The organism is Streptomyces sp. NPDC006335, from assembly GCF_040612795.1.
Lineage (GTDB): Bacteria > Actinomycetota > Actinomycetes > Streptomycetales > Streptomycetaceae > Streptomyces.
Genome location: NZ_JBEXQX010000005.1, coordinates 212,842 through 226,356 on the forward strand (window position 1 = coordinate 212,842; position 13,515 = coordinate 226,356).

A 13,515-nucleotide genomic window follows, 5' to 3' on the forward strand; every position below is an offset into this window, starting at 1 on the left:
AACCGGAGGTGCATCACGCAGCTTCTCGATCGGGCACGTAGCTGTCAACCATTGCTCACCGATCCAGTGGAAGAAGCAGTGCGATCCTGTGGGCGGGTGCTCGCCGTGCCTCGACTGCGGGCTGCCTGAACCGGTTGAAGTCATCCCAGTTCAAGTGCCCTTTCAGAAGGAATGCGGCGACGGGGAAGAGGCTGCCTACGGGCATCTCGTCGGCTCGCACCCGAACATGCTCGAACAGGGAAAGGCAACAGAATGCTTGACGGGCCATCAGCGGATTCCTACCCTCGCAGCGAATGGGAGCGTTCCCACGCTGTGGTCGTACCGCCCTCTCCGTGATCTTCACATCCCCCCACGCATCGGAGGTCATCGTGACCGACCCGCACCGGCATCCGCGCACCGAATCGCCCCCGAGGCGATGCCAACGCCGTTCGAGCAAGCGGCTGTTCCGCGGCCTGACGGCCGCGACCGCACTGGCCCTCTCCGCACTCACCGGAGTGCCGCAGGCCGCGCACGCCGCGACCGCGCGGCAGGTGGAACGCCTGGATCGGGGCCTGACCAGCGTCCACACCGGCAGCGGGAACCTGGTGTCGTGGCGGTGGCTGGCCACTGACCCCGACGACGTGGCCTTCAACGTCTACCGAGGTGCCACCAGGCTCAACTCCGCGCCCCTGACCAGCTCGACGAACTACCTGGACGCCGGCGCCCCGGACTCGGCCGACTACACGGTGCGCGCGGTGGTGAACGGCATCGAGCAGGCGCCGTCCGAGCACGCGCTCCAGTTCCGCGCCGGGTACAAGGACGTGCCGATCTCCCCGCCGCCCGGGGGCACTTCACCGGGCAACTCGCCCTACACCTACGAGGCCAATGACGCCTCTGTCGGCGACCTCGACGGCGACGGCGCCCTGGACATCGTTCTGAAGTGGCAGCCGACGAACGCCAAGGACAACTCCCAGTCCGGCTACACCGGCAACACGATCGTCGACGGCGTCAAGCTCGACGGCACCCGGCTGTGGCGGATCGACCTGGGCCGCAACATCCGCTCCGGCGCGCACTACACGCAGTTCCAGGTGTACGACTACGACGGTGACGGCAAGGCCGAGGTCGCCATGAAGACGGCCGACGGCACGAAGGACGGAACCGGCGCGGTCATAGGCAGTTCCTCGGCCGATCACCGCAACTCCTCGGGCTACGTGCTGTCCGGCCCCGAGTACCTGACCATGTTCAACGGGCAGACGGGCAAGGCGATGCAGTCCGTCGACTACGTCCCGGCACGAGGCACGGTGTCGTCCTGGGGGGACTCCTACGGCAACCGCGTGGACCGGTTCCTGGCGGGCACGGCCTACCTGGACGGCGCCCGTCCCTCGGTGATCATGGCTCGTGGCTACTACACCCGCGCGGTGATCGCGGCCTGGGACTGGCGGAACGGGCAGTTCACCCGCCGGTGGACCTTCGACTCCAACGCCAACAGCGGCTACGCCGGCCAGGGCAACCACCAGCTGTCGGTCGCGGACGTGGACGGGGACGGCAAGGACGAGATCGTCTACGGCGCGATGGCCGTCGACGACAACGGAACCGGCCTGTGGACGACGCGGAACGGCCACGGGGACGCGATGCACGTGGGCGACCTCGACCCGTCCAGGCCGGGTCTGGAGGAGTTCAAGGTCGACGAGGACAGCTCCAAGCCGTCCTCCTGGATGGCGGACGCGAGGACCGGCCAGATCCTCTGGTCCACCCCGTCCGGCGGTGACAACGGCCGGGGCGTGTCCGGTGACATCTGGTCCGGCAGCGCCGGCGCCGAGTCATGGTCGTCGCTCGTGAGTGGCGTCCGCAACCCCAAGGGCGCGGTGGTCACCAGCCGTAAGCCCGGGTCCAGCAACTTCCTGGCGTGGTGGGACGGCGACCCCATGCGCGAACTCCTCGACGGTACCCACATCGACAAGTACGGCACCTCCGGCGACACCCGCCTGCTCACCGGCTCCGGGGTGCACTCCAACAACGGCACCAAGTCGACGCCGTCCTTGTCCGGCGACATCCTCGGCGACTGGCGCGAGGAGGTCATCTGGCCGACGTCCAACAACACGGCCCTGCGGATCTACTCCACGCCCCACCAGACCAATACGCGGATCACGACCCTCCTTCACGACACCCAGTACCGCACGGCCCTGGCCTGGCAGAACACCGCCTACAACCAGCCCCCGCACCCCAGCTTCTTCATCGGCGGCAACATGCCCACGCCACCCCGCCCCACCGTCGCGCCGCCGAACAGCCTCTGAGCCGGACAGCCGACTTCCCTGATGCTTGAGCGAGTTCAAGCATCAGGGATTGGGTGCTCGTCGAACGAGTGGAACCTGGCACGGGTAACGCAGCACTGGCAGCGGTGCACGCGCCACGCCGATGGTGTTCTTGGAGCGGGCGGCGCGGAGCGTAGTCACCTGGCCGTAAACACGTCTCAGTCCTAGTGTCCTGAGTCAGGAATTCACCGCGTAAGTCGCTGTGTCCGGGCGGGGCCTCGGCCAAGGAGGTGGGTCTGTCTCAGTCGGCCATCGCACGGATCTGGCGGACCTTCGGGCTCAGGCCGCATCTGGTGGACACCTTCGAGCCCTCGAAGGATCCGCAGGTCATGGAGAAGGTCCGTGACGTGGTCGGCCTGTACCTCGCCCCGCCAGACCATGCGCTGGTGCTTTCTGTCGACGCGTCAACGACAACTCGCCAATCGGCGTGGAAAGTTGCCCGTCGCCGGGCTCCTGCCGACACTCACCCGCAGAACGCCGGTGACTGTCGCAGCCATGCGGTCCGGTTCGACGAATCGATCGCATGCTTGCGGCGAGACTGAAGCGGCTGCGGCAGATGCGCCGACCGCGGTGTGCGGTTCCGGTATCGGGCTGGGCCGGGCGGATCGGATGGCCCCGTTCCTCCTTGGCCAGGCGCACTGCGGTCGCTGCATGTGAAGACACCGCAGTCCTCCGATGGCCGAACGTGCTCCCAGGTGCGGAGCAGCGCGGCATCTCCAGCTGGCAGGCGCGCAGTTGACCAGGTCGGCACACCGGGTGGCTTCGCCAACCCGGCCCAACTGCACGCCCACGAGGATGCGGAGGTATGCACCCGTAGCCGAGACTCGGGTCCCTGCTACATGCCGGCCGGAAGGGCGGAGCCGGCAACGCTGCTGGTGACGCCGCTCATGATGCCGTTGACGATGCCTTGCTGGGTCACCGCGAGGGAGCGCCTGTCGAACAGCCCGAACCCGTACCGGCCGGTTGCACCGTTGTCCCAGTAGATGCTGGCCGCCCCGTATTTCCTGGCGGTGGCCGCAACGGCCCGTGCGAAGTCCGCGCGATACCTGTTGTTCGAAGAATCGAACGACGACTTGTCGATCGCTCCGTACTCGCCGACGACCACCGGATATCCCTGCGCGACGAACACGTCGTGCATCGTCTTGAGTTGGGCGTCCAGGTAGTCTTCCTGTCCCCAGGTCGACTTCCGCGACGGATCGGTCGCTGCTCGTCCCCACTGCGTGATGGTGCCGCTTTCCTCCCCGGCGAAGTCCCACGGAGCGTAGTGGTGGACGGAGATCATGATCCGCCGTTCACTGGCGGGAATGGAGGGGGAGCGGTACTGGTCGGACGGAAGCTTGAAGCCGTAATTCCCCGCGGTGTAGTCGATGTTCGTGTTCCAGCCGGCCACGAGCAGCCACCTCGAACTGTTGTTTCCGCCCGTTTTCCGTACGGTGTCCACGAAGATCTGGTTGTAACTGTTGATGTTCGAATAGCACGGTTGGGTCGGACGGCCGTACTGCCCGTCGAACTCCTCGTTCATGGACTCGAGGATCAGGCGCTGGTCGTAGTTCTTGAACCTGTTCGCGATCTGCTGCCAGGCTTTCTCGTACTTGGCCCTGATCGTCGTCTGGGAGGACGAATCGCAGATCAGCCAGGAGCCGCTGACGTTCTTGTAGCCGTCGCCGTGCATGTTGATCAGCACGTGCAGGCCCCTGTTGTACGCGTAGTTGACGACTTCCTGGACCCTGTTCAGCCAGGCGGCGTTGATCGTGTAGTTCGGGCCGGGTCCTATGTATCCCAGGTAGGAGACCGGGATCCGGATCGTCTTGAACCCTGCCGCTCTCACCTTGTCGATGAGGGCCTGCGTCACGGTCGGCTGGCCCCATGCCGTTTCGCTGGGGTATCCGTTGGTGGTGGCTTCGAGCTGGTTCCCCAGGTTCCATCCCGCGCCCATGTCGGCCACGATCTGCGAAGCGCTCGACTGTGCCACGGTATCGGCCGACGCCTGATGGGCCGTGCCGTACACAGCTGAGGCAACCGCCAACAGGACGGCAAGGAGAACGACTCTGATCTTCCCTGCTGGTGAAGCCATGGGCTTTCCTCTCTTGCAGTCTTGAGGGTGTCGAACCCCCAAGTGGACCTTTCTGCCCGAGCACGAGCGGCCGGAGCCGCCCGGCTGTTCGGGGGTGTGTTTTCTGGGGCCCGGGTCAGCGTGCGCAACTGGTGGGCGCTGCCGCTGACTCACAGGCTTCCGGCACGTGGTTCGGTGCAGCGAAGCGCTCGTGCTGTGACGAAGCTCCGGCGTCCCACTGGTGCGCGTCCGCGGACGGTCGGGCCATCCGGTCGGCCCGGGTGGGCCGCTCACGGCATGCGCGTCCCGGGGGGCCGTGCGTCGTTGCTTCTCAGCTCAGGGCCGATTCCCAAGTGGTCGTGCCGGAGGTGGCGTCGGAGCGAAGGCGGTCGCGGGCCGCGGTGTCGCCGTACAGACTCCACCGCATCCAGTCCACGAAGGTGTTGACGGTGCGGGAGTCGCCGAAGTAGTTGCTGTGGCCGGCGCCGCGGAAGGTGAGGAACGCCTTGGCGGCGGGCAGTTCCCGGTACGCCTGACGGGCGGAGGAGATCGGGCACGTTCCGTCCCGGTCGCCGTGCGTGAACAGGACCTTGGCGCGGACCGACGGGCTCGGGTTGCCCATGTCCACACAGGACATCGGGATCGCGGCCGTGATCCGCGCGTCCGGCCAGGCCGTGAGCAGGCCGTGGGTGGTCATGCCGCCCATCGAGTGGCCGGAGACACCGACTCCGACCGCTGTGTTGAGGTGGCCGGCCAGCGGGTCTCCGGCCGTGTTCAGGGCGAGGGTCCGGGTGATGACCTCGGAAACGTCCTTGGACTGGTTGCCGTTGTAGACGTCCTGGCCACTGAGGTTGGCGAAGTGGGGGGCGGGGACCACGAAGCCGGCCTCGGCCAGAGGGCGGATGATCGCCAGGGAATTCTGCGGGCTGCTGCTGAAGCCGTGCATGAACTCGCAGACCGGGAAGACGCCTTGGGCGACGGGCGCGTTGGTGACCGGGGAGCCACCGGGAGCGCCGGTGGCGGGGTAGTAGACGTAGGTGGTCCACCGGCGGCTGCCGCGGCTCCAGGCATACGGCCGCACGCCGACCGCGAACCGCTGGGTCGGAGCTCCGGCCCTTGCGACGGCACCTGCTTGCCCTGTGCCGACCACGGACAGGGCTACGCCCGCGGCTCCGGCTGCGCTCAGGGTCAGGAAACTACGCCGTTGCATGGTCATGAAGACTCCTGGTGTGGGGGGTGCGGAGCGCTGCTCGGTCAGTTGCCGGGGGAGAGGCGTCGGTGATGCCGGGGCGGTCGCACTGACCGAGGTGGTGGGGTCGTAGCCGTGGGGGTGGTCAGGTGGGCGTATCAGGAACGGTGGAGGATGTTCCGGTCCTGCCTGTGGCAGCGACCGTGGCGGTGATCGATGTGGCGTTGCCTTGCGGGCGGAGACACGGCGACGGCGAGCCGGTAACCACCTGTGCCACGCCTCTGGGAGCGTTCCCACATCGGGTTGCAACAGTCAGAGTCCCGATCGGGTGCCGCTCTGTCAATCATTGGCGCCCAACTCTGTTGTCTTCGACGCGCATTCGACAGATCGAGGGCGGTCGGCGCGGTTAGGGCGTCTCCGCACATCGCCCCGTCACGCTCGCGACGGTCCCTCGTCAGCCGTGACCGATACCCGCGCTCATGCCGGCGATCGTATGGGCCCTGATGTCGGGGTGCGGTCCCTCCGCGAATCGGGTCACCACGGCACGGACATGGTCCTGGGCGGGCTGGAGCAGCCCGTCGTACACCGCGACGCAGACTTCCCGCGCCCGTGACCGGGGCCAGTCGGACGGCAGCAGCCCGATGGGGAGCAACGGGTCCAGGATGGGGAAGTGCCGGTAGGCGTGCATGACCTCGGTCCGGGCGCGCACAGCGTCGGCACCGGTGACACCGTCGGCGCTGATGTGCGGAAGCAAGCCGCTCCAACGACCGATGAACGCGTGGTAGTGCTCGGCGATGCCGGTGAGGTCCCACGCCTCGACCGGGTTGCGGTCGACAGCCGTGTCCAGCTCCTCCTGCCGCGCGCGGAACACGGTCACCGCTCCCCGCGCCAGGTCGGCCACCTCGATCCGCCCCTTGGGTGTCAGGGGATGCGGCGACACCCAGAGCGCGTCGTACAACGGCGCGAACCCGCGCCAACGCAGAGCGGTGCGCAACGCCCGCCGCCGCGTGCTCTCCTGTTCCGGAACGGAGAAGGCGATCAGTGTCCACCGTCCGTCCCACGAGTCGGGCTGAGTGGTGAAGGTGGCGATCGAGCTGGCGCCGCTCCACAGATCGACGGCGGCTTGGGACGTCAGCCGGTAGGAGCTGTACCGCCCTTGTCGGGTGCCCTCCAGCACCCCGCGGCGCATCAGCCTGCTGATCGTCGTACGGGCGGCGCCCGGGGTCACATGGAACTCGCCGAGCAGTGCCACGATCGCCGCCGACGGCAACCAGGACCGGACGGGGAACGTGTAATCGGCGATCAACGTCACCGCGAGTCCCTGTGGCGAGACGGTGCTCTGCCAACCGGGCGACCGCACGGGGCCGGCGGCGCCGTCACCCTCGTCGGAGAAGATCTCCTCGAGGTGGGACAGGTTCGGCAAGGTCGGCTCCGACGCGGTGGACAGGATCGGCACCACTTTAACGGCTGGGAGATCGTCGGGCGGAGCTCCGCCGGGATCGGCCCACCCGGCGGAACCTCCGCGCACCGGTGAAGCGAAGGCGTCCGGACAGTGCCCCGCGGGCTCGGCACCCCTGCCTCCCGCTGCGCCGCGCGCTCCCGCGTCGCTCACCCACTGCTTTCGCGCCTCGCGGCCGGGGGTCCGTCCGCGGAGGGAGGTGACGGTGCGCTACGGCCTCAGCGAGGCGGTAACGGGTGGGAAGGGCTCGGCATCCCGGTCGGCGGGCGCATCCGTCACCGTCGGGTGAGGGTCGACGGCGCCCCGGCGGACTGGTCCCCCTCGTCGCTCAGGCTCAGGGTGTCTCGGTCGGTCATGGTGACGACGTAGACATTGCCGTTGGGGCAGGCCAGTTCGGCCGACGGGTCGGTGGGCTGGCTCGTGACAGCCTTGAAGACCATTGAGGCCTTGCGTACCTCCCGCAATGTGAGGGTCTCGGTGCATCCCAGCTCAAGGCCGGTGTTCACTTCGGTCACGTTGCTGACCTGCTTGCCCGCCGGCTCACCCTCTTGTGCCGGATGGAGGGTAAGAGTGACGGTGAACCGGTCGGTCCGTGGCTGACTGACACTGTCAGGGGTGGGATTGCCCGGCCCGGTGCCGACCCATGTACCTGCCCAGGCCGCGGGAAGCGATGTGGCAGCGGATGACGGCGAAGGCGTTCCGCCGGACGCGTCATCGCCGGAGAAGTGCTGCACGACGAACGTGCCTGCCGCCGCCATCAGGGCCGCGGCCGTCGTCCCGGCGACCACCCGACCGGTACGGCTTGACACCCACCGTCGCACGACGTCGGAAGGCGGCAGGACGGCGGTCCCCGCGTCGGGCGGAGCCGGGCTGTATTCGGGCTCACGTGACACGGCTGGCACAGAGGGCGATTGCACGGTCGTGGAGACCAACGCGTCCGCCTCCTCCTCGCGCACGGCGAGATCTTTTTCCAGTGCCTCGGGCAGCAACTGCGTCCAGGTACCGCATCGGCCGCCCAGGCGTTCCAGCAGAACGCTCACATCGGCGGGCGTGGGCCGGTGCTCCGGCTTCTTGGCCAGACAGGACCGCAAGAGCGGGATCAGGGCCGCCGGTACGCCGTCGAGGTTCGGCTCCTGATGCACGATGCGGTAGAGCAGCACCGCAGGCGAGAACTCCTCGTTGGGGCGGGAAAACGGGCCCTGGCCCGTTGCCGCGTACACCAGCACCGCAGCCAGCGAGAACACATCACCGGGCGCACCCGATTCCCCGGCGCTCGCCTGCTCCGGCGCCAGATAGCCGGGGGTACCGATCACACCGCCGGTCCTCGTGTGACGCGTGTCCTCCCTCGCGCGCGCGATCCCGAAATCGATGAGCAACGGACTACGGCGGCCCAGCAGCACATTGGACGGCTTGACATCCCGGTGGGCCAGCTCGGCCCCGTGTACCGCTCCCAGCGCCCCGAAAAGCTCGGCCGCCAGTGCCAGTACGTTCTGCTCGGGCAGCGGGCCGTACTGCCGTACCCACTCCGCCAGGGACGGCGCGGCCACGTACTCGGTGGCGAGCCACTGGGGGCGCCGGCCCACCGGGCTGTAGTCCACCACCGCAGGCGTCCAAGGGGAGCGCACCTGGTCGCTGTTGCGGATTTCCCGCGCGAACCGCTCCTCGAACCCCGGCTCCCGTCCGAACTCGGCGCGCACCGTCTTGAGCGCCAGCGGACGCCCCGACACCGTCCGGGACAGATACACCCGCCCCATGCCACCCTCACCGAGCCGCGCCAGCAGGGGATAACCCCCGACGGTCCCCGGATCAGACTCGTCCAGCAATTCCACGCCCCGTGCCCTCTTCCATGTGCACTGCCGATCAGGTTCAGCCCCCGGACCAGCACAACCAAGCACCGCATCCGTGGTGTCCGCGCCAAGCATCACCTTTTACATCCGCAACACACTATTCTCAGCGAAACTTCTGGCAGCCCGAGCCCCCTCACCGCGGGCGAGCCGGCCTTCCAGCAGGCTCGTGAGTGCCACCCACTCGGGTCCGAACCGGCGACCTGGACCGCGCTGCGAACTGTGTGCTCAGGCACGGAGGCGGACGCGATACGTCACGTCCGGAAGAGCTGCGGCCGTGCGGGCCCCGGGTCACTGAGCAGTGGACCGCACAGCTCCGCGCGGACTCATCCACGGCCACCTCGTCCGGTTCGAGGAGAGTAGAAACGGAGCAGCGTCAGAACGCCCGCCGTCTCGTCCGTGCATCTGGTGTGCCATGGAGCCGGAGATCGCCGCGGACCCAGCGATGCGTTGACCTGCCACGTGGTTCAGGAAGCGTTGGGTGTGCGCGGTTCACGGACGCGTTCGCGGGCGCGTACGGGCGCGAGGGACGGCCACCGGTTCGGCACCCGGCACCACGGTGTTGGAGACGGTGCCGATGCCCTCGACGGTGAGGGTGACGGTGTCGCCGGGCTTGAGCGGTGGCGGGTCCTGGCGGCCGCGTACGCCCCAGAGTTCGGCGAGGCAGCCGCCGTTGCCGCAGGTGCCGGAGCCGAGTACGTCGCCGGGGCGTACGTAAGTGCCCCTTGACGCGTATGCGGTCATCTCCTCGAAGGTCCAGCTCATGTTGGACAGCAGGTCCCTGCCGACGACCTCGCCGTTGATCTCGGCGGTCAGCGCCAGGCGCAGGAATCCGTCGCTGTCGCGGAAGGGCTCCAGTTCGTCCGCGGTGACGAGGTAGGGGCCGAGGGTGGTGGCGGTGTCCTTGCCCTTGCAGGGGCCCAGGCCGACCTGCATCTCGCGGGACTGGAGGTCGCGGGCGGACCAGTCGTTGTAGATGGTGTAGCCGATGATGTGGTCGCGGGCCTGCTCGGGGGTGAGGTCGCGGCCCTCGCGGCCGATGACCGCGGCGACTTCGAGTTCGAAGTCCAGTGCCCGGCTTCCGGGCGGCACGGGGACGTCGTCGTGAGCGCCGATGACCGCGTAGGGGTTGGTGAAGTAGAAGGTGGGCGCGTCGTACCAGGCGTCCGGGGCGCCCGAGACTCCGTCGATGCTGCGTCGTACACCTTCGACGTGTTCCTCGAACGTGACGAAGTCGCGTACGGAAGGCGGTTGGAGCGGCGGCTGCAGTCGCACCTGGGAGACGTGCGGCCCTCGCGGCACGTCCAGGCTTGCGGTGCCCGCCTCGCGCAGTGCCTCGGGACCGGCCTGGATCAGGGCGAGGAGTGTCCCCGTGCTGGGGCAGGGGGAGAGGGTGCCGTCGTCCTCGACGGTGGCGAGGCGGCTGCGGCCGTGCTGTTCGTACGTGGCGAAACGCATGGCTTTCCTAGGGAGCTGGGTGGGTTGACACAGGCCGGGGGCCCGGCGGCATGGCAGGCGGGGGAGTGCGGCGGGCCCCCGGTGTCATGGGGTCATACCGGCGGAGCGACGAAGACGCCGCGGTCGACGTCGTTGAGCATCTCCTTGGCGACCATCTCGTTCATCGGGTTGGACGTGCCCCACTGGTCGGCGTTCTCGGGCTTCGTCAGGTCGTAGATGTGCGGGTGCCAGGTGTCCTCGTCCAGCTGTTCGAGCTCGGTGGTGTACTCCACGGTGTTGCCGTGCGGGTCGAGGAAGTACGTGAAGGTGTTGTCGCCCGCCATGTGCCGCCCGGGGCCCCAGATCTTGCGGGCGCCGGAACGCATCACGCGGCCGGAGCCGCGCATGTACTCGTCGATGCCGCGCATCTCGAAGGAGAGGTGCTGCAGGGAGGCGTGCGGGCCGCTGGCGATGGCCATGGAGTGGTGCTGGTTGCTGATGCGCATGAAGTGCATGACGTCGCCCATGTGCGGCAAGGTCATCGTGTCGGACAGCCGGAAGTCGAGGTGCTGCTCGTACCAGGCGCGGGTGGCGTTGATGTCGGGGGAGTTCAGGACGACGTGCGAGAGACGGACCGGGATGGACTCCTTCTCCTCGATACGACGGTGCCGGCGCGCCTCGACGTCGGCGGAGACCTCGATGGTGCGGCCGTCGATGTCGAAGAAGCGGAAGCCGTAGCCGCCGCCGGGGGTGTCGACCTTGCCCGGCTGGGAGATCAACCGCACTCCACCCGCGAGGAGTTGCTCGGCGAGCGTGTCCACGTCGGCGGGGTTCGCCGCGCCGTAGGAGATGAGGTCGAGGCGCTTCTCCTCGGCCTTGCGCAGCCGGACGACGTACTGCTCGGGGGAGCCCTCGGCGGCCAGGAAGGAGATGCCGGAGTCCTCGGCGACCTTGGTCAGGCCCCAGACGCCGGCGTAGAAGTCGAGCTGCTTGTCGTAGTCCGGCACGGCGAGGTCGACGTGCCGCAGGTGGGTGAGCAGACGGTTGGTCATGTCGGGCTCCTCAGGTGAGACGCAGCAGTGCTGCCGCGTTGCCGCCGCGTACGGCGTGGAAGTGGGGGGCGGGCAGGTCCGTGACGTCGTGCAGCGCGCCGAGCGGGTCGTCGGTGCCCATGTCGAAGGGGAAGTCGGAGCCGAGCAGGACCCGGTCGGGGCCGGCCACCCGGATCAGCTCGCGCAGGACGTCCGGGTCGTGGACGAGGGAGTCGAAGTACAGCTGCTTGAGGTAGCTGCTGGGCGGGTGCGCGCAGCCGCGGGTGTCGGTGCGGGCGAGCCAGGCGTGGTCGGAGCGGCCGATGTGGGTGGGCAGATAGCCGCCGCCGTGGGCGGCGACGATGCGCAACCCCGGGTGCCGGTCCAGGACTCCGGAGAAGATCAGATGGGACAGGGCGACGGCGTTCTCGGTGGGCTGACCGACGGTGTTGGACAGGTACCAGCGGTTGAGGCGCTCGTCGAGCGTGCAGCCGAAGGGATGCAGGAAGAGGATCGCGCCGCTTTCCCCGGCCCGTGTCCACAGCGGCTCGTAGGCGGGGTCCGACAGTTCGCGTCCCGGTGCGTGGCTGGAGATCTCGACACCGCGCAGGCCCAGGCCGAGGGCGTGGTCGAGGGCTTCGACGGCGAGGTCCGGGTGCTGGAGCGGGACGAGGCCGAGGCCGTGCAGCCGCTGCGGGGCCTGGGCGACGTGCGCGGCGGTGCCCTCGTTGGCCAGTTCCCACACCGTACGGGCCAGGTCCTCGTCGGCCCAGTAGTGGTAGTGCGACGGGGACGGCGAGACCAGCTGGATGTCGACCCCGGAGGCGTCCATCGCGGCGAGCCGGGCCTTGACGTCGGTCAGCCTCGGGAACCGGTCCCGGAACATCGGTCCACTGACGGCGATGGCCTCGGGGCCGTTGCGGCGGGCGTCGAGGTCGCGGGCCGCGGCCAGACCGGGGTGCCCGGCGACGGCTTCCTCGACCTGAGGGAGCAGGAGGTGCGCGTGGACGTCGATCGTGGGTGCGCTGTTCCGGTGACTCACGGGGTTCACGGGGTCTCCTTGAGGACGGACATCGTGCGGGCCATCAGACCGGGTGCGTCGGCGTCACGGGCGCCGTCCAGCTGCCACTGACCGAGTTGCACGGATGCCTCGACCACCATGCGCACGCGGTTGATCCGGCGTTCGTGGAAGCCGGTCAACAGGGCGTCGAGGGAACTCCAGTCCTGCTCCTCACTCAGCATCTCGGCCAGTACGGAGGCGTCCTCCAGCGACATGGCCGCGCCCTGGGCGAGCGTGGGAGGGCAGACATGGGCCGCGTCACCGATCAGGACGACCCGGCCGCGGTGCCAGGAGCCCTCGACGAGCAGCCGCTCGAACCAGGTGTAGTTGACCTCGGCGGGGTCGGTGATGCTCGCGGCGATCTCCGGCCACGCACCCCCGTAGGGCGCGGCCAGCCGGCGCATCTCGTCCGCGTACGAGGCCGGGTCGATGGAGGCACGGTCGCGGTTGGCCTCGGCGAGGTAGGCGTAGATGGTGTTCTTGCTGGTGGGGCAGTAGCCGGCGATGTAGCACGGGCCGCCGTAGGCCAGGGTCATGCGCTCCACGCTCTCGGGGCGGGGCACGGGGACGCGCCAGATGGCCATGCCGGTCGGTTCGGGCTTGTCGCTGATGCCGATCATCGCGCGCGTGCGGGAGCCGACGCCGTCGGCGGCGATGACAAGGTCGTAGCGGCCCTCGGTGCCGTCGCTGAACCGGGCGGTGACGCCTGACGCGTCCTGGACCAGTTCCTCGGCGGTGGTGCCGAGGCGTACCGCCGCGCCGCTCTCGCGAACGGCCTCACACAGGATCTCCTGGAGCCGTGGCCGCTGCATGCCGAAGATCGTGGGCAGGTCGTCCCCACCGGTGCGGAAGTGCTGCTGGACATGGAACACGGTCCCGTCGGGCGCGGCCATGACGACGGCGTCGACGGCGTAACCGCTCTCCCGGACCTCGTCCCATACGCCGACTTCGCGCAGTACATGCAGCGCGTTGCCCTGGAGGGTGATGCCCGAGCCGAGCACGTTCCAGTCGGGCTTGGCCTCGACGAGTTCCACGGCGATGCCTGCCCGTCGCAGCAGCACGGTCACGGCGTTGCCGGACGCGCCGCCGCCTATGACGAGGACGGTGCGGGCACGGGGGTCGTTCATGGGTTCTCCCTGAGATGGTGCCGC

9 protein-coding genes and 1 pseudogene are annotated in these 13,515 nt (G+C 68.7%); 2 read left to right on the forward strand and 8 right to left on the reverse strand.

The window, feature by feature from the left end:
• Positions 1 to 452: 452 nt before the first annotated feature.
• Both ABZ098_RS17185 and ABZ098_RS17190 read left to right on the forward strand, forming a co-directional pair.
• Positions 453 to 2,273, forward strand: a complete 1,821-nt coding sequence (locus ABZ098_RS17185; RefSeq protein ID WP_356592327.1) for a rhamnogalacturonan lyase — start codon at positions 453 to 455, stop codon at positions 2,271 to 2,273.
• Between the two features lie 233 nt (positions 2,274 to 2,506).
• Positions 2,507 to 2,692: pseudogene (locus tag ABZ098_RS17190) on the forward strand (IS630 family transposase); the annotation flags it as partial.
• A 434-nt stretch (positions 2,693 to 3,126) separates the two neighbouring features.
• On the opposite strand, the gene ABZ098_RS17195 reads toward ABZ098_RS17190, so the two are convergent.
• From ABZ098_RS17195 to ABZ098_RS17230, 8 genes are all read right to left on the reverse strand, one after another.
• On the reverse strand, positions 3,127 to 4,365 hold the full coding sequence (locus tag ABZ098_RS17195) for a glycoside hydrolase family 5 protein (RefSeq protein WP_356591815.1): 1,239 nt from the start codon (positions 4,363 to 4,365) through the stop codon (positions 3,127 to 3,129).
• A 310-nt stretch (positions 4,366 to 4,675) separates the two neighbouring features.
• Positions 4,676 to 5,560: an alpha/beta hydrolase gene (locus tag ABZ098_RS17200; RefSeq protein WP_356591817.1), complete on the reverse strand. Its 885-nt coding sequence runs from the start codon at positions 5,558 to 5,560 to the stop codon at positions 4,676 to 4,678.
• 427 nt (positions 5,561 to 5,987) lie between these two features.
• Positions 5,988 to 6,956, reverse strand: coding sequence for a PaaX family transcriptional regulator C-terminal domain-containing protein (locus ABZ098_RS17205; RefSeq protein WP_356459481.1), 969 nt, complete (start codon positions 6,954 to 6,956; stop codon positions 5,988 to 5,990).
• Between the two features lie 311 nt (positions 6,957 to 7,267).
• Positions 7,268 to 8,821 carry a serine/threonine-protein kinase gene (locus ABZ098_RS17210; RefSeq protein WP_356591819.1) on the reverse strand — a complete coding sequence of 518 codons (1,554 nt, stop codon included), beginning with the start codon at positions 8,819 to 8,821 and terminating at the stop codon, positions 7,268 to 7,270.
• A gap of 507 nt (positions 8,822 to 9,328) precedes the next feature.
• Positions 9,329 to 10,294 carry a fumarylacetoacetate hydrolase family protein gene (locus tag ABZ098_RS17215; RefSeq protein ID WP_356591821.1) on the reverse strand — a complete coding sequence of 322 codons (966 nt, stop codon included), beginning with the start codon at positions 10,292 to 10,294 and terminating at the stop codon, positions 9,329 to 9,331.
• 92 nt (positions 10,295 to 10,386) lie between these two features.
• On the reverse strand, positions 10,387 to 11,325 hold the full coding sequence (locus tag ABZ098_RS17220) for a VOC family protein (RefSeq protein ID WP_356591823.1): 939 nt from the start codon (positions 11,323 to 11,325) through the stop codon (positions 10,387 to 10,389).
• A 10-nt stretch (positions 11,326 to 11,335) separates the two neighbouring features.
• Positions 11,336 to 12,355 (reverse strand): amidohydrolase family protein, encoded by a 1,020-nt coding sequence (locus ABZ098_RS17225; RefSeq protein WP_356591825.1) that lies wholly within the window; start codon positions 12,353 to 12,355, stop codon positions 11,336 to 11,338.
• Entirely contained in the window at positions 12,352 to 13,491 is a 1,140-nt protein-coding gene (locus ABZ098_RS17230) for an FAD-dependent oxidoreductase (RefSeq protein WP_356591827.1), read from the reverse strand. The genes ABZ098_RS17225 and ABZ098_RS17230 overlap by 4 nt, the downstream gene beginning before the upstream one ends.
• Positions 13,492 to 13,515: the final 24 nt, after the last annotated feature.